Here is a 17183-nt window from a genome sequence, read left to right as displayed (position 1 = left end):
TAATGCACCGGACTTAGGACGCGCGCGCTAGACCGCACTCCGTGCCGCCCAGAGCGCCCCGCGGCGGATGATCTCCGTCACCTGAGACGTTTTCAGATCTGCTAGTTCATGCCCGATCGAGCAATAGAACACCCGGCCCTTGTCCCAGCGCCGTTTCCACACCACCGGAATCACCGTGCCCTCGATCCACCACAGATGGTCCCCGGAGAATGTCGTGGTGGCCAGAACCTCGTTCGACGGGTCCACCAGCATGTAATACTGCTCCGATTTCAGGCGGAAACTGCGGATGCCCTGCACGATCGGATCATCGGGCCGACAGATGGTGACGTCGTAATCAATGTAATCCTCGGCAGGCTGGAGGTTATCGGGCCAGCCGGGCGGATGCGCGACGAATTGGCCGCCGATCAGGAAATGATAGGTCGGCCTGTCGCGAAACGCGTCGCCCATATGCCCGTGCCAACCCGCGATGCCACAGCCGTCACCGATGAGCTTCAGCAGCCCGTCTTCTTGCGCTTTAGTCATATTGCCGAACTCTTCGCGGTGGCCGGAGCGGGCGGACGACCAGATCGGCGTGATCAGGTCCAGATCCGCCAGATCGCCGGGCCGCTCCAACGGCTCCAACGTGTCATAGACATCGACGGTAAACCCGTTGGCCAGCAACAGATCGCGATACCAGTCGGCAAAGGCGGTCGGGTCGTGGCCTTCCCAGCCACCGACGAAAAGTGCGGCTTTCATGATTTCAAATCCCTCATGTAGCGTAGAACCGCCGCCATATCCTGCGCCCCCAATCCGCCCGCTTCGGCGGCCTTGAGCATTTGCAATGTGACGTCGCCCTGCGGCATGGCCACGCCATAGGTCGCTGACAGGGCCGCGGCCAATTCCATATCCTTGCGGGCAAGCGAGACGGTGAACGTGACCTCGTCCGATTGGTCGAGATAGAGCGGTCGGCGGAATTTCAGCATCGGCGCGCAGGCAGCACTCGCTTCGATCACGTCAAAGGCCCGTGTCGGATCAATCCCCGCCGCACCGGCAAGCGTCATCGCCTCCGCCAAGGTCTGGTTGATGCCGTGGATCAGGGTGTTCACCGCCAGCTTCATGACCGCGCCCGCGCCCACCTCGCCCAGACAGATCGTTTGCCGTCCCATCGCATCGAACAGCGGCATGTAGGGGGCCGCGGTCGCCGCATCACAGCCCGCGATAATCAGCAGATCCCGCGCCTTGGCCGCCGGGGTGGAGCCCGAAACCGGCGCATCGATCACGCAGGCCCCTGCCGGGGCGGCCTCCGACAATTGCCGGATATGGTCGGGGCTCATCGTGCCCATTTCGATGAACGCCGCCGTGCCCTGCCCGGCGAAAAGCCCATCAGACCCGAAATGCACCTCCTCGGACGCGCTGTCATCGGCCAGCATCGTCAGGACGGCATCGCGATCCGTCGCCAGATCCCTGAGGCTGCGGGTCACGCCGCAGCCTGTGTCAGAGGCGAATGCGCGGGCTTTCTCCGCACTGCGGTTCCAGACCGTCACCTCGTGCCCGTCGGCGATCAGATTGCGGGCCATATGCACGCCCATCCGGCCCAATCCGGCAAATCCGACGCGCATCATGCCACCTTCTCCGCCGACAGTCCCGAAATGGCTTGGATCAGGTTTTCCTCCGTCACCTCGTCCGAGGTGAATGTGCGCATGATCTGCCCCGAATACATCGCCACGATCCGGTCGGCGACATGCAGCACCTCGGGCATTTCCGAACTGATGACCATGACCGCGTAGCCCTGTGCGGCCAGCGCGCGAAGCAGTTTGTGAATCTCCGATTTGCTGCCCACGTCGATGCCGCGCGTCGGTTCGTCCACGATCAGCACATTGGGATGCATCGACAGCCATTTGGCGATCACGATCTTCTGCTGGTTGCCTCCGGACAGATGACCGACCTGCTGTTTCCAACTGGGCGTGCGAATGTCGAGCTTCTCCCGGTAGTGATCGAAAATGGCGATGCCCGCGCCTTCGGCAACGAAGGGGCCGGTCTTGATGTCGCCGACCTGTGGCAAGGTCATGTTGTCCCGGCAATTCATGCCCAGAACCAGCCCCTGTCCCTTGCGATCCTCCGGCACCAGCGAAATGCCCCGCGCGATGGCATCAGCGGGAGAGCTGATCGTGACGGCCTCGCCCTCCAGCAAAATCTCCCCGCCCGAGGGGGCGCGCAGGCCGAACAGCGTCTCGGCGATTTCGGTGCGCCCGGCCCCAACCAGCCCGTAAAACCCCACGACCTCGCCCCGGCGCACCTGAAAGCTGACATCCCGATACAGCGCGCCGCAGCTGAGGTTGCGCACCTCCAGCGCCACGTCACCCAGATCATGGGTCGTTTCATTGCGGCTCAGGTCCAGCTTGCGCCCGATCATCATCTGCGTCACGGCCTCCTCGGTGGTGTCCGCCGTGTTGACCGTGCCCTGATACTGCCCGTCGCGCAGGATGGTCACGCGGTCGGTGATCTTGAAAATCTCTTCCATCCGGTGCGAGATATAGACGATCCCGACCCCATCGGCCTGCAGATCGGCGATCACCTCGAACAGCACGACCTTCTCGGCATCGGTCAGCGACGCGGTCGGCTCGTCAAAGATCACCGCCTTGGCATCGACCGTCAGCGCCCGCGCGATTTCGACCATCTGCTGGTTGGCAATCGACAGATCCCCCACCCGCCGCGTGGCATCGAACCCCACATTCAGTTTTTTGAGGATGGCGTTGGTGTTGTCGTACAGCGTGGCCCAATCCACCCGCCCAAAGGACCGCCGTGGCAATTCGCCCAGATAGATGTTCTCGGCAACGCTCAACTCTTCCGCAAGGCTCAGTTCCTGATGAATGAAAACGATGCCCTTGGCCTTGGCCTCCAGCGGGCCGGTCATGCTGACCTTTTCATCGGCCATATAAATGGAGCCGCCGTCCGGCTGATGGATGCCGCCGAGCACCTTCATCAACGTGGATTTGCCAGCGCCGTTTTCCCCCATCAGCGCATGCACTTCGCCCGGCATGACAGAAAAGGACACCCCGTCCAGCGCCCGCACGCCGGGAAAGGTCTTTACGATATTTTCAAGCCGCAGAACTGGATTTGGACGGGTCATACGCGTAGCTCCTGCTTGCCCTTGATGTTGAGTTGCCGGTCGAGGATCAGCACCGCAATGAGGATCAGCCCGATCACAAAGTTCACGGTTGAGGTGTCGGCACCGATATGGCCCAGCCCCTTGCGCAGAAGCTGGATCGCGATCACCCCGCCGAACGTGCCGATAACGCTGCCCGCCCCGCCTGTGATCTTGGTCCCGCCCAGCACGACCGCAGTAATCACCCATAGCTCGTAGAGCTGCCCGTCATTGGGATTGACCGATCCGCTTTCGGAATAGAAGACCACCGCCGACAGCGCGGCAAGAAAGCCGATGATCGCGAAATTGATCGTCATATGCGGCCCGACCCGAATGCCCGCATTGACCGCAGCTTCGCGATTGTCGCCGATGGCATAGGCGTTGCGCCCATGCACCGTGCGGGCCATCAGAAACCAGATCGCAAGCGTCACGCCTAGCAAAAACCATGTCGCGGTGGCGAGGCCCAGAAACTCCGCCTCGGCGAAATCCACCAGCGTCCAGTTCAAATGACTGGTCGGGTTTTCGCCGTTGAACATGAACACGATCCCGCGAAACCCCAGCATCGACCCCAGCGTAACGATGAAGGCATCGACCCCGGTCTTCCAGACGATGACCCCGTTCAGCGCCCCCAGCACCGTGCCCGCGGCAAGTGCCAGAAGCCATGACACCGGGATCACCCAATCGCCCAGCCCGGCAAAGATCGGCCATGTCAGGCTGTCGAGCAGGACAATCGCCGAAATCGCGAACGTCGCGCCGACGCTCAGATCGATATTGCCGTTCACCATCACGATGGTCATGCCCATGGCGATGATGCCGATCGGGGCGGACTGCTTGAGCAGCAGCATCATGTTTTCGTAATCCATGAACGCTTTGTCAGACAGCGACAGGAATTCCCCCGCGACCGAGAAGAACGCCAGCTCCAGCACGACAAAGCCCCAGATCGCGCCGCCTTTCAGGGATTTGATCAGTGAACTTTTCCGCATGATCTGTCCTTTCGTTCACGCGATGGGGGACAACAGCTTGCCCCGCTTGGCCGCGATATCGAGCCAGACCGCAAGGATGATGATGATCCATGTCACGACGAACTGGACGTAGAATGGCAGCCCGAGGATCAGCAGGCCATTTTGGATAAATCCGAGGATCAGCACCCCGATGACGGTTTTAAAGATCGTGCCCGATCCGCCTAGCAAAGACGCCCCGCCAAGGATGACCGCCGCCAGCACCTCCAGCTCCATCCCCTGCCCGACCGTGTTCTGTGAGCCAAGCGACCGGCTTGCCTGAATCAAACCCGCCGTGGCCACGCATCCCGCTGAAATCAGGTAGCAAAAGAATACGGTCCGGGCCCGGTGGATGCCCGAAAACGTCGCCGCGGTGCCGTTGCCGCCGACCGCGTAGACCTTGCGCCCGAACGGGGTGCGCGACAGCACCAGCCCCAGCACCGCCGCCAGCCCGACGAAAAGCGCAATCGGCACCGGGAAGCCCAGCACATCGCCCTGACCGAATACGCCGATCCAAGTGCTTTCCTTATCTGCCACATCCATGTTTTTGCCGCCCGAATAGGTCAGCGTCAGCCCGTGGATGGCAGACAGCATGCCAAGCGTCACGATCAGGGAATTGAGCTTCAGATAGCCGACCAGAATGCCGATCAGCGCGCCCAGGGCCAAGGTCATCACGAACATCGCCGGGATCGCCAGACCCGGGCCGATCTTATCGTGCAGGTCCAGCACCACGATGGTTGAAAACGACATCATCGACCCGACCGACAGGTCCAGATTGCCGCTGATGACCACGAACGTAACGCCAAGCGCCATCACGCCGAGGATGGCGGAGGAGCGCACGACGCTCAGCACATTGTCCGGCGTCAGGAATTTCGGATTGGCCACGGTGAACACGATCATGAACACCGCAAACGCGATCAGGATGCCCTGTTTCGCCAGTATGCTGCCGATCTTGTGTTTGGTCAGCGTCACTGTCCCCTCCCTCCCTAGGCCGGTCTGCGCAGCCGCCTGCGCGCGGTGGTCTGATCCCGCCCGGACGGTCAAACCAGTGTCATCCCGCCGTCGATCATCACGATCTGACCGGTCATGTAATCGCTGTCCTTCGACGCCAGAAACGTCGTGGTGCCGGTGATGTCGCCGGGCGTCGCGACGCGGCCTTTCAGGATGTCAGAGGAAAACTCCTCCATCGCCTGACCCGGTCGCTCCGCCGCGCCGATCTCCATCAGATCCTGATCGACCTGCTCCCACATTTCCGTGGCCACCACGCCGGGGGCAAAGCCGGTCACGGTGATATCATGCCGGGCCAGTCCCCGCGCCCCGGCCTGCGTCAGCGAGATGACCGCCGATTTCGACGCACAATACGGCGCGACATTATCGAACCCCTGCCTGCTGGCAATGGAGGCCGTGTTAATGATCTTGCCGCCGTTGCCCTGCGCGATCATCTGGCGGGCGGCCTCCTGCATGCCGATCAGGCAGCCAAGGCCGTTCACCCCCATGATGAAATTCCAGTTGGTTTCCGTCACATCCATGAAATTCATGGGTTTGTTGACGCCGGCATTGTTGAACATCACGTCCAGCCGGCCAAAGCGGTCCACGGTATGGCGGATCATGGCGCGCACCGTGTCGCGGTCAGTCACATCGACCTGCGCGCATGTCACCGCAGCGGCACGCCCGCCCATACGGGTGCGGTTCGCCGTGGCGACCTCGGCCACCTTGTCGCCGTTGATATCCGCGAAACAGACCTGCGCGCCCTCATCGAGCAACGCCTCGCCAATCGCACGGCCAATGCCCTGCGCGGCCCCGGTCACGATACAAACCTTGCCGGATAAACGTCCCATGCCACGCCCTCCCCTGCGCGAATTTCCGAAATAGGATCGGCGCGGGGCGCGGCAGATACGATCCCGCGCCCCGGCCTGGGAGGCGCCCTAGAACACGGGCTTGGTGTAATCGCCCATGTTGTCTTGGGTGATCTTCGGCGTGTCGAAATAGTTGAGGAACGGCACGTCCTTGTCGTTGAGCACGTCGATGGCCGTCTGAAGCGCCGCTTCGGCGTCATCGACCGGGGATTGATAGATCGAGCCCCAGTATTCGCCCGCGCCCATCGCCTCATACCCGACGGAGAAGTTCGTGGCCCCGACGAAGATGATGCCCTCGCGGCCCGCGGCCTTGGCGGCGTTCAACGCGCCCACCCCCATATTGTCATCCCCGGCATAGACGCCATCGATATCGTCATATTTGACGAGGAAGGCCTCCATCACCTGCTGCGATTTCTCGCGGTTCCAGTCGCCCGGCTGGGTGTCGACGATCGTGACACTGGGGCAAACTTCGGGCAGGCGATCCTCGAACCCCTTGGCGCGCTCGATCGCGGTCGTGTAGCCGGGCTGGCCGGTGATGTGGACGACCTTCGCCTCCTCGGCGATGCCCATATCCTTGAACTTGTCGCACATGATCTCGGCGGAGCGCGCGCCTTGCGTGATGTTGTCGGGCCCCGAGAAGGACGCGACGAAATCGAAACCGGCTTCGGCGATATTGGAATTCGTCACGATGACCGGGATGCCGGCCTTATGCGCCTTGCGCACAGCGGGGATCACGGCCTCGCCATTGGTGGGCCAGATGATGATTGCGTCAACTTCCTGCTGGATCAGATCTTCGACCTGGGCAATCTGGCGGGCCACGTCGCCACCGGCGTCCAGCACCACGGCCTCGACATCGGGGTTTTCTTCGGCCGCGGCGATGAAGGCCTTCTCATAGGTCGTTTGATAGCTGTCGACGCCCACGTTGTTCTGCGTGATGCCGATCTTCATCGCCTCGGCGGACGCAACGCTGCCCCCTGCGACAAGCGCGGTGGTCGCGGCAAGTGTATAGAAAAGTTTCATTTTTCTCCTCCCAGAGTAACCAGTCTCAGTCAGGGCAGGGGATCGCCTGCGCAATGTGCAGCGTCCAGAGCCTCTGTCGACTGAAGCTGAAAATGCCTGTGCTTTGTCCGCAAAGATGCAAACAAATTATCCGTTTTGAACAATCATATCTCCAAAATGGATTTTTTCGCCATATCGGGCAACTATCAGAATGGACAACCATAAGGAGCGCCAAGGTGAACGAGTCTGAATTATCCAAATTGGTACGAGTAATGGCGCACCCCGGACAGCGCAACGCAGTGAGCCCCGACAAGACGATGTATGCAATGAGAGGACAGGATTTCACCCAGCAGACCCTGCATCATGAGCAGGCCGATATGCGTGTGGTCCTGACCTATCTGGAAAGCCTCGCCGATGAATTAGAAGACACCGGCAATCTGATGGCACCGCACCCTCGGCTGCGGATGTCGATGCATCTGCTGCAAGGGCATCTGGACGGCAAACCCGTGACGCCCACCTCGCTGATCGATGCCAGTCGGGTGCCCTATGCAACGGCGAACCGACGGCTGAAGGATATGCTCGACGCCGGATTGATCGAGCAACGCCCACGCACCAAAAGCGGCAGAAGTTTCTCCCTGCATCCCAGCGAAAAACTCATTTCACAATGGATGCAATTGTCCGACCGCATCCGGCGCCTGTCGAAACAGCATTTCGGCGATGCAGGCGACCCCGCCACCGCCAGCGATTATTACTTTGGCGGTAGTTATACCGCCGGGCAGACCATCCCGCCGCTCAGCGTTCGCTCAGAATTGCTAAAGATTTCCGGTGGCTTGCGCGTTCTGGTTCATGGCGATCCGACCTTTATGGTCATGGAAAACCTGAAACGCCAATTCGAGCAGAACCTTGGCGCGCCGATCAGCCAGCGCGCGTTTTCCATTGATCGCCTGCGCGAAGAGGCCCTGCGCAACGCCGAGCGCCCGACCAGCCGTTACGACATCATCGCGGTCGACCTGCCGTGGATCGGGGAGTTCGCCGAGAGTGGCGTGTTGCTGCCGCTCGATGAGGTAATGGATATCGCCCGGCTCGACCCGGCCGATTTCCATCCCGCCGGGTGGCAGGCCGCGCATTGGGGAGGCCGCGCCTATGGGGTGCCCGCACAGACCACGCCGGAATTGCTGTTCTATCGCCGCGACCTGTTTGCCGAGGCGGGCCTGCTGCCGCCGACGCGGACGGACGAATTGCTTGACGCGGCGCGTGTGTTCCACACCCCGCGCAAGGGCCGTTACGGCATCGCGTGGAATGCGGCGCGGGGCACGGCTCTTGGCACTACGGTCTTGATGACGATGGCGGATTTCGGGCAGCCGGTGCTGAACCTGCCTCGTGTCGCCGGAGGGTTCGGCACCGATCATCTGGCGGGCGGAGACTACCGCGCGACGATCGACACCGAAGCGGGTCTGCGGGCCGCCGAATTCATGATGGAGCTGCTTGAGTATTCGCCCCCCGATATCCTGTCGATGTCGTGGTATGAGCGGGTCCGCCCCTATGCCGCAGGGACGGTCGCGATGGCCTATGGCTACACGCTTCTGGCACCGTATTTCGAACTGGATGAGACCTCCCCCGCATTTGGGCAGACGGGCTATCTGCCGCATCCGGCAGGCCCCGGCGCCACGCCGGTTGCGCCGGTCGGCGGCTATGTCATGGGCATCCCCGCCAACCTGTCGCCTGAGCGGCGCGAGGCGGCGGTGGAAGCGTTGACGCTGTTCACCTCGCCCGAGGCGCAGAAACTTTATGTGCAAAACGGCAGCCGGACCAACCCGCGCTATTGCGTGGCCGCCGACCCGCAGGTGCGGCGCAGCTCCCCCATTTTCGAGGCGGTGGACGGCATGGCGTGGCGGGACGAATTGCAATTCTGGCCGCGCCCGCCGGTGCCCGAAAACGCCGGGCTGGTGCAGATCTGCGGCGAGGAATTTCACGACATGCTGCGGCGCACCATCACCCCGCGCGAGGCGCTCGCGCGTGCGCAGGCCCGCGCCGACGCCCTGATACGATCACATACCTGATCGCCATGATCTGAGGAGGAGACACACATGGATGCAGAACGCCTGAAAGGTAAGAACATTCTGATCACCGGTGCCGCGCGCGGCATGGGCGCGGCGAACGCGGAACATTTCGCCGAGCAGGGCGCCAATGTGTGTCTAGGCGATCTGAACCGCGCCGAAGCGCAGGATATGGCCGACAGCATCAACAAACGCGGCGGCGGCAAAGCCATCGCCGTTGAGATGGACGTGACCAAGCGCGAGGACAACGCCGCCGCCGTCGCCGCCGTCGTCGATGCCTTCGGCGAGATCAATGTGGGGCTGTTCAATGCGGGCCTGAACAAGCCGCGGTTCTTCATGGATATCGATGAGGACAATTGGGACCTCATCATGAACGTGAACACCAAGGCGATGTGGCTTGGCATGCAGGAAACCGCCAAGCAGATGATCGCGCAGGGCAAGAGGGACTACCCCTATAAGCTGATCAATGTCGGCTCCATCGCGTCGCGCAAGCCGCTGATCGATGTCACCGTCTACTGCACCTCGAAATACGGCTGTCTGGCGCTGACCCATTGCGGCGCGCTGGCGCTGTCGGAGCACAACATCACCGTCAACGGCTATGCGCCCGGTGTGGTCGTCACGCCGCTGTGGGAGCAGTTGGACAAGGACCTTGTCGACATAGGGTTCAAGGAGAAGGAGGGCCAAGCCTACGAGGACATCGTGCGCGACGCCCTGCAGATCAAACGCGTCTCCTACCCCAAGGACGTGCGTGGCACCGCAGCGTTCCTCGCCTCCCCCGATAGCGATTACATGACGGGTCAGATGATCCATATCGATGGCGGCTGGTGCATCCAGTAAGCCACTGAATCCCGACAATAATTACTTTCAAACCTCGGGTGTCGTCCGGCACCCGGAAGGAGCCCCCATGTCCCGCGCGCTAATGCCGAACCTTCTGACGCCTCAGGATCTTGAACCCAATTGGGAGTGGCGCGAAAAGCTGCCCGCCTGGGGTCATACCTCGGTCGATTTCGAACGCCGGATCGACCATGACCGCCTGCGCCGCTACCGGCTTGCCCGGACCCGGCAGGCGCTGAAGGCGTCGAATGCGGGCACCCTGTTGCTGTTTGACGTCAACAACATCCGCTATGTCAGCGCGACGAAGATCGGCGAGTGGGAGCGGGACAAAATGTGCCGCTTCTGCCTGCTGACTGGGGACGACTCCCCCTATGTCTGGGATTTCGGCTCAGCCGCGCAGCATCATAAGCTTTATGCCGATTGGCTGGAGCCGGATCATTGTCTGGCGGGCGTCGTCGGGATGCGGGGAACGATCCCGCCTGAATTCGGCCTGATGCGCAAATATGCCAAACAGATCGCGGGGCTCATCCGGGATGCGGGCATGGCCGATATGCCCGTGGGCGTCGATTACGCCGAAACCGCCATGTTCCATGCGCTGCAGGAAGAAGGCCTGAACGTCGTCGACGGGCAGCAGATCATGCTGGCCGCGCGGGAGATCAAGAACTGGGACGAAATCCAGCTGCTGACGCAGGCCGCCGCGATGGTCGATGGCGTCTACCACATGATCTACGAGGAGTTGAAACCCGGCGTGCGCGAGAATGACATCGTCGCCCTGTCCAACAAGATGCTTTACGAAATGGGCTCGGACGACGTGGAGGCGATCAACGCCATTTCCGGCGAACGCTGCAATCCACATCCCCATAACTTCACCGACCGGCTATTCCGGCCCGGAGATCAGGCGTTTTTCGACATTTTGCAATCGTATCAGGGCTATCGCACCTGCTACTACCGCACGTTCAACATTGGCCGCGCAACGCCCTCGCAGAACGATGCCTACGTCAAGGCGCGCGAATGGATCGATGCCTCAATCTCCATGATCAAACCGGGTGTCAGCACCGATAAGGTCGCCGCCGTCTGGCCTAAGGCCGAAGACTTCGGCTTTCCCAACGAGGATGCCGCGTTCGGGCTGCAATTCGGTCACGGGCTGGGGCTGGCGCTGCATGAGCGGCCCATCATCAGCCGCGCGGTGTCGATGGATCACCCGATGGAGATCAAGACCGGCATGGTCTTTGCGTTGGAGACCTATTGCCCCGCCACCGACGGCTATTCCGCCGCGCGGATCGAGGAGGAGGTCGTCGTGACGGAGACCGGGTGCGAGGTCATCTCGCTCTTTCCCGCCGAAAATCTGCCCATCGCCAACCGATACTGATCCCTGCAACCGCGCGGGCCTGACGCGGTCCGACTTGTTTCCAAGGACAAGAACACATGAGCGCTGCGAAGAAGACTTCGAACACTGAGGACTATCTGCGCATGTATCGCCAGATGGTCCGCATCCGCACCTTTGAGGACCACGCAAACCAGCTGTATCTGTCGGCCAAGATGCCCGGCCTGACACATATGTATTCCGGGCAGGAGGCCGTCGCTGTCGGCATCTGCGAGGCGCTGACCGACGAGGACAAGATCACCTCGACCCATCGCGGCCATGGGCACTGCGTGGCCAAGGGCGCGAATTACAAAGAGATGTTCTGCGAACTGCTGGGCAAAGAGGAAGGCTACTGCCGGGGCAAGGGCGGGTCGATGCATATCGCCGATCAAAGCCACGGCAACCTCGGCGCGAATGCCATTGTCGGCGGCTCCATGGGCATCGCCACCGGCGCCGCGCTGCGCGCCAAATTGCAGAAATCCGATGATGTCACCGTGTGCTTCTTTGGCGACGGGGCGACCGCGCAGGGGCTGCTTTACGAGGTCATGAACATGGCCGCCCTGTGGAAGCTGCCGGTGATCTATGCCTGCGAAAACAACGGCTATTCGGAATACACCAAGACCGAAGAAATCGCTGCCGGCTCGATCACCGCGCGGGCCGAAGCGTTCGGCATCGAGGCGCATCAGGTCGACGGGCAGGACGTGCTGGCGGTCAACGCGCTGACCCAGAAATTGCTGGCACGCGCGCGCAAGGGCGAAGGGCCGTTCTTCATCGAACTCAAGACCTATCGCTATCACGGCCACCATGTCGGCGACATCAACCGGGAGTACTACCGCTCGAAGGCCGAAGAGAAGGAGTGGAAGGAAAACCGCGATCCGATCATCCGCTTCAGGGCATGGCTGATCGAGGAGGGCGTCGCGAGCGAGGCCGATATCGACGCCATGAACGCCGAGGTCGAAGACGATGCCAAGGCGGCGGTGGCGTATGCGCTGGCCGCCCCCTACCCCGACCAATCCGAAGTCGACATGCATGTCTTTACCGACATCACCCACGCCTGCGCCTGAGGGGGTATACCTATGCGAGACATCACACTTTCACAGGCGGTCAACGAAGCGCTGGCCGAAGAGATGCGCCGCGACGACACCGTGTTCATCATCGGCGAGGACGTCGCTGAGGCTGGCACGCCGTTCAAGGTGCTGTCCGGTCTGGTCGAGGAATTCGGCACCGACCGGGTCATCGACACCCCGATTTCCGAGCCGGGTTTCATGGGGATGGCCGTCGGGGCCGCGCTCACCGGCGCGCGCCCGGTGGTGGACCTGATGTTCGGGGATTTCATCTTTCTCATCATGGACCAGCTTTGCAATCAGGCGGCCAAGGCGCATTACATGTCGGGCGGCAAGCTGAACGTGCCGCTTGTCATGCGCACCAATCTCGGCGCCACCCGCCGCTCCGCCGCGCAGCACAGCCAGTCCCTGCACGCGCTCGTCGCCCATATTCCGGGGCTTAAGGTCGCGATGCCCTCCTCTGCCTATGAGGCGAAGGGGCTGATGAAAACCGCGATCCGGGACAACAATCCCGTCGTGATCTTCGAAGACAAGCTGATGTATCAGGAAAAGGCCCCGGTCCCCGAGGGCGAGCTGCTCATTCCCTTTGGCGAGGCGAATATCAAGCGCGAAGGCACCGACATCACGCTGATCGGCACATCATCCATGGTGCAGGTCTGCGAAGCGGCAGCGGCGCTGCTGGAGCAAGACGGCATCTCCGCCGAGGTGATCGACCCGCGCACCATCGTGCCGCTGGACGACGCCACGCTGCTTGCCTCTGCCCGGAAGACCAGCCGCGTCATCGTCGTGGACGAGGGGCATCAAAGCTACGGCGTGACCGGCGAAATCGCATCGCGCATCAACGAAAAGGCGTTCTACCACCTTGATGCGCCGGTGCTGCGCATGGGCGCCATGGATGTGCCGGTGCCGTTTTCCCCCGCGCTGGAGGACATCACCGTGCCCACCCCCGAACAGGTCGCGGCCAAAGCACGGATGCTTGTGGCAGGGGAGATGATCCATGCCGCATGACGTGATCCTGCCCGCTCTCGGCATGGCGCAGGAAAGCGGCATCATCGTCACTTGGCACAAACAGCCGGGCGATGCCGTCGCTGTGGGCGATCTGTTATTCGAGGTCGAAACCGACAAGGCCACGGTGGAGGTGGAGGCCCAGCATGACGGCATCCTGACCGGTGTGACGGCCAAGGCGGGCGACGAGGTGCCCGTGGGCCATGTCATCGCCCGCATCGCCGCCACGGCGGATGACGCAGATAACGATGCGGATGCGGAGCGCGCGCCCCCTGCCCCCGTCGATGGCGAACTGCCCGACGGGCGCGAGGTCATCATGCCCACGCTCGGCATGGCGCAGGACAGCGGGTTGCTGATCGGCTGGCTGGTCGCGCCCGGCGCCAAGGTTGCCGCCGACGACCCGCTGTTTGAGGTTGAGACCGACAAAAGCACGATGGAGGTGCCTGCCGGGATCGACGGCTATCTTGCGGCGCAACTGGCCGAGCCGGGCGAGGATATCCCCACCGGACAGGTCATCGCAATCATCAGCCCCGAGGCCCCGTCCGCACCCGTCACGCGCAAGGCCGTAGCAGCGCCTACGCCACCTAAATCCGCCCCCGATCGCGCCCCGGAACCCGCCCCGCCCCCACCGGCAGCGGCACAACCGAACCGCTCCGCCGATCCGTCCGGCCGCATCCTCGCCTCCCCGAAAGCGCGGCGATTGGCGCTGGAGCAGGGATTGGACCTCGCCCGCCTCAGTGCCGCAGGCGTGTCGCAGCCATTCCATGCCAAGGATATCGAAACGCTAAGGGCGATGCCGTCCGAGCCCGCCGAAACCAGCGCCACGCCCCCGCGCGCCAGCCTGCACCTGACGGCGGAAATCGCGAATGAGGGGCTGACGGACTTCACGGCTTGGGCCCGGACCACTGCCGAAATCACCGATCCGAACGCTGTGCTTGCGTCACTGGCAGGCGGCAGCCTGTCTGCGGGTGCTCGCGTCATCATCGGGGTCGAGGCGTTCGGCGCGACACAGGTGTTTGCCGTGACCGGCAGCGGCCTGCGGGCGACGCAGCGGGTCGAGGATGCAACGCCTGCACTGCTTCTGCGCGATCTGCGGCACAGCCGTGTCTGCACGCTCCGCCTTGGGGCCGAAGCAACGCCCGTGCTGACCCTGACCGCTGGGGCCGGCTCCGGTGTTGGTCTGACGCTGGAATGCGCGCCGGACCAGATGAGCCCCGCCACCGCGCTTGCGTTTCTGACCGATTTCGCCGGACGGCTGGAGCATCCGCTCCGCGCCCTGCTCTGAGATAGCAAAGGACCCGTGACATGACGTACCATGACCCTAAATTCGATCCGCTGCCGACCGACCTTTATATCGATGGCGCGTTCCGCCCCGGCGCCGACGGCACCCGGTTCGATGTGCTGAACCCGGCCACGGAAACGATCATCGCCTCTGTCGCCTCGGCCGAGATTGCCGATGCCGATGCCGCGCTGGACGCCGCCGAACGCGCCATGGCCGACTGGGCGGCGCGCACCCCGCGCGCGCGGTCCGAAGTGCTGCGCAAGGCCTGGGAGCTGATGACCGCGCGGCTCGACGATTTCGCCCATCTCATCACGCTGGAAAACGGCAAGGCCCGCGCGGATGCGATGGGGGAGGCCACCTATGCCGCCGAGTTCTTTCGCTGGTTCGCAGAAGAGGCCGTGCGCGCCGACGGGTTGATCACGCAAGCGCCCGCCTCCGGCGCGCGGATCTTGGTGCAGCACAAACCGGCGGGCTTGGCCGTGTTGGTCACCCCGTGGAATTACCCCGCCGCGATGGGCACCCGCAAAATCGCGCCTGCGCTGGCGGCGGGCTGCGGCGTCGTGATCAAGCCTGCCTCGGAAACCCCGCTGACCATGCTGGCGCTGATGCCGCTGCTGGAAGAGGCTGGCGTGCCGCCCGGTTTGGTCAATGTGCTGCCCTCGCGCCGCTCCGGCGCCTTGGTCGATCACATGCTGCACGATCCGCGTGTGCGGGTCGTCAGCTTTACCGGATCGACGGGGGTCGGGCGCAAGCTGCTGAAATCCGCCGCAGATCAGGTTCTGAAACCCGCGATGGAGTTGGGCGGCAATGCGCCGCTTTTGGTGTTCGAGGATGCCGATCTGGACGTGGCGGTCGAAGGCACGATGCTGGCCAAGATGCGCAATCTGGGCGAGGCCTGCACCGCCGCCAACCGCATCTATGTGCATCGCGACGTGGCCTCGGCCTTTACCGAAAAGCTGACCGCCGCCATGTCCGCGTTGAAGCTGGGCGATGGCACGGATCCCACCGTCGATGTCGGACCGCTGGTCAATGCCGACACCCGGGATAAGGTCGCGCAGTTCGTCGCGGACGCCGTGGCCAAGGGCGCCAAGATCGAATGCGGCGGAGCGGTGCCAGAGGGGACGGGCTATTTCTATCCACCGACCGTGTTGTCGAACGTGCCGGAAACCGCCGACTGCGTGCATGACGAAATCTTCGGCCCCGTCGCGGCGCTGCAAACCTTCACCGAAGTGGAGGACGTGATCCGCCGCGCCAACGACACCGAATACGGGCTTGTCGCTTATGTGTTTTCCGAGGACATGAAGCGCGCGTTGCAGGTCTGCGAGCGGCTCGATTACGGCATGGTGGGCCTGAACAGGGGTCTGGTATCCGATCCCGCCGCCCCGTTCGGCGGCACCAAACAATCGGGTCTGGGCCGGGAAGGCGGGCATGAAGGCATGCTCGAGTTCATGGAAACGCAATACATCTCGGCGGCATGGTGATGGGTATGGATGACATCAAGGCTTCGCCCTCCGTCCGCGCGTTGGCGCGCGAAAAGGGGATCGATCTGGAACAACTGGCCGCCACGGCGGGCCGGACCACGATCGGTCGCGAAGATCTGGAGCGCCCCGCGCCCGCAGCCCACACGGCGCAGGGCGACAGCATCTATTGGGACGTGGATCACAGCGCCTTCGGCCCGGTGCACGAAGACCCGATGAGCCGGTTTGCCCAGATCGCCGCAGGTAACCTTGCCAGCGCCAATGCCCTGATCCCGCAGGTCACCCACCACGACCGCGCCGACAGTCGCGCAATCGACGCCCTGCGACAGGCTTGGAAGGCGGAGGCTCAGGCCCGGGGCGTCAAGCTCACCGCGCTGGCCTTCCACGTCAAGGCATTGGCACGGGCGCTGCGGGATTTCCCCCGGTTCAACGCCTCCCTCACCCCGGATGGTAAGACTCTGATCCTGAAGGACTATGTGCACATCGGGGTCGCCGTCGACACCGCGCACGGGCTGATGGTGCCGGTGATCCGCGACGCGGACAAAAAAGGGCTCTGGCAGATCGCCGCTGAGATCACGGACCTCGCCACGCGGGCGCAATCGCGCAAGATCAAACCCGATGAAATGGGTGGTGCCTCCATGAGCATCTCGAACCTTGGCGGCATTGGCGGAACCGGCTTCACCCCCATCGTCAATCCGCCGGAGCTTGCCATCCTTGGCATTACCCGCACCGAAAGCGTGACGGTTTGGGAGGGGGACACGCCGCTGCCCGTGCCCATGGTGCCGCTTGATCTGAGCTACGATCACCGGGTGATCAACGGGGCGGACGCGGCGCGATTCATGGTGCACCTGACCGCGCTGCTGGAAGACCCCCGCCGGATGTTGATCTAGCGGGCCGGTTCAGGCGCGAAACGGGCGGTTCTGCCTATTTAGGCAGCACCAGCGCTGGCATCTCTATTTTACGATAACGGCATTCGGCGTCGCGGCTGGCCACCGATCGCCTATGGCTATAAGCGTTTCTAGGCACGCAGCATCGTGAGACGGCACGCTGAACAGTCCGAAATTCGGGCCCAATGCCACGTCAGACGCCATTGCACGCCCTCTCAAACCGTGTTTGGATCATT

At 62.9% G+C, this 17183-nt stretch carries 15 protein-coding genes; 8 read left to right on the top strand and 7 right to left on the bottom strand.

Annotated elements, in window-relative coordinates:
- Positions 1-27: 27 nt before the first annotated feature.
- The 7 genes from CBW24_RS15280 to CBW24_RS15250 all read right to left on the bottom strand — a co-directional run bounded on the left by CBW24_RS15280 (position 28) and on the right by CBW24_RS15250 (position 6998).
- Positions 28-735: a ThuA domain-containing protein gene (locus CBW24_RS15280; RefSeq protein WP_097374279.1), complete on the bottom strand. Its 708-nt coding sequence runs from the start codon at positions 733-735 to the stop codon at positions 28-30.
- The gene (locus tag CBW24_RS15275; RefSeq protein ID WP_232530342.1) at positions 732-1601 is read right to left on the bottom strand and encodes an NAD(P)-dependent oxidoreductase; all 870 of its coding nucleotides are present in this window, start codon (positions 1599-1601) and stop codon (positions 732-734) included. The genes CBW24_RS15280 and CBW24_RS15275 overlap by 4 nt, the downstream gene beginning before the upstream one ends.
- The gene (locus CBW24_RS15270) at positions 1598-3109 is read right to left on the bottom strand and encodes a sugar ABC transporter ATP-binding protein (protein WP_097374278.1); all 1512 of its coding nucleotides are present in this window, start codon (positions 3107-3109) and stop codon (positions 1598-1600) included. Before CBW24_RS15270 ends, CBW24_RS15275 begins: the two co-directional genes overlap by 4 nt.
- The gene (locus CBW24_RS15265; RefSeq protein ID WP_097374277.1) at positions 3106-4107 is read right to left on the bottom strand and encodes an ABC transporter permease; all 1002 of its coding nucleotides are present in this window, start codon (positions 4105-4107) and stop codon (positions 3106-3108) included. The genes CBW24_RS15270 and CBW24_RS15265 overlap by 4 nt, the downstream gene beginning before the upstream one ends.
- A 15-nt stretch (positions 4108-4122) precedes the next feature.
- Entirely contained in the window at positions 4123-5022 is a 900-nt protein-coding gene (locus tag CBW24_RS15260; RefSeq protein ID WP_232530347.1) for an ABC transporter permease, read from the bottom strand.
- Between the two features lie 140 nt (positions 5023-5162).
- Positions 5163-5960, bottom strand: a complete 798-nt coding sequence (locus CBW24_RS15255) for an SDR family oxidoreductase (protein ID WP_097374276.1) — start codon at positions 5958-5960, stop codon at positions 5163-5165.
- A gap of 87 nt (positions 5961-6047) precedes the next feature.
- Positions 6048-6998 carry a sugar ABC transporter substrate-binding protein gene (locus CBW24_RS15250; RefSeq protein WP_088664163.1) on the bottom strand — a complete coding sequence of 317 codons (951 nt, stop codon included), beginning with the start codon at positions 6996-6998 and terminating at the stop codon, positions 6048-6050.
- A gap of 305 nt (positions 6999-7303) precedes the next feature.
- Between CBW24_RS15250 and CBW24_RS15245 the strand changes: the two genes are divergently transcribed.
- The 8 genes from CBW24_RS15245 to CBW24_RS15210 all read left to right on the top strand — a co-directional run bounded on the left by CBW24_RS15245 (position 7304) and on the right by CBW24_RS15210 (position 16950).
- Complete coding sequence (locus tag CBW24_RS15245) at positions 7304-9037, top strand: extracellular solute-binding protein (protein ID WP_232530341.1); 1734 nt, start codon at positions 7304-7306, stop codon at positions 9035-9037.
- A 27-nt stretch (positions 9038-9064) separates the two neighbouring features.
- The gene (locus CBW24_RS15240; RefSeq protein WP_097374274.1) at positions 9065-9871 is read left to right on the top strand and encodes an SDR family NAD(P)-dependent oxidoreductase; all 807 of its coding nucleotides are present in this window, start codon (positions 9065-9067) and stop codon (positions 9869-9871) included.
- A gap of 67 nt (positions 9872-9938) precedes the next feature.
- Positions 9939-11237: a M24 family metallopeptidase gene (locus CBW24_RS15235; protein ID WP_097374273.1), complete on the top strand. Its 1299-nt coding sequence runs from the start codon at positions 9939-9941 to the stop codon at positions 11235-11237.
- 56 nt (positions 11238-11293) lie between these two features.
- Entirely contained in the window at positions 11294-12295 is a 1002-nt protein-coding gene (locus tag CBW24_RS15230) for a thiamine pyrophosphate-dependent dehydrogenase E1 component subunit alpha (protein WP_088664167.1), read from the top strand.
- A gap of 12 nt (positions 12296-12307) precedes the next feature.
- Positions 12308-13303, top strand: coding sequence for an alpha-ketoacid dehydrogenase subunit beta (locus CBW24_RS15225; protein ID WP_097374272.1), 996 nt, complete (start codon positions 12308-12310; stop codon positions 13301-13303).
- On the top strand, positions 13293-14585 hold the full coding sequence (locus tag CBW24_RS15220) for a biotin/lipoyl-containing protein (protein ID WP_097374271.1): 1293 nt from the start codon (positions 13293-13295) through the stop codon (positions 14583-14585). Before CBW24_RS15225 ends, CBW24_RS15220 begins: the two co-directional genes overlap by 11 nt.
- A gap of 20 nt (positions 14586-14605) precedes the next feature.
- On the top strand, positions 14606-16063 hold the full coding sequence (locus CBW24_RS15215) for an NAD-dependent succinate-semialdehyde dehydrogenase (protein ID WP_097374270.1): 1458 nt from the start codon (positions 14606-14608) through the stop codon (positions 16061-16063).
- Between the two features lie 5 nt (positions 16064-16068).
- Positions 16069-16950: a 2-oxo acid dehydrogenase subunit E2 gene (locus CBW24_RS15210; RefSeq protein WP_097374380.1), complete on the top strand. Its 882-nt coding sequence runs from the start codon at positions 16069-16071 to the stop codon at positions 16948-16950.
- Positions 16951-17183 lie beyond the last annotated feature (233 nt).

Origin of the sequence: Pacificitalea manganoxidans, assembly GCF_002504165.1 — a bacterium.
GTDB lineage: Bacteria > Pseudomonadota > Alphaproteobacteria > Rhodobacterales > Rhodobacteraceae > Pacificitalea > Pacificitalea manganoxidans.
The sequence above is the reverse complement of the archived record's forward strand: the minus strand, read 5'-3'. Positions and strand labels throughout refer to the sequence as shown.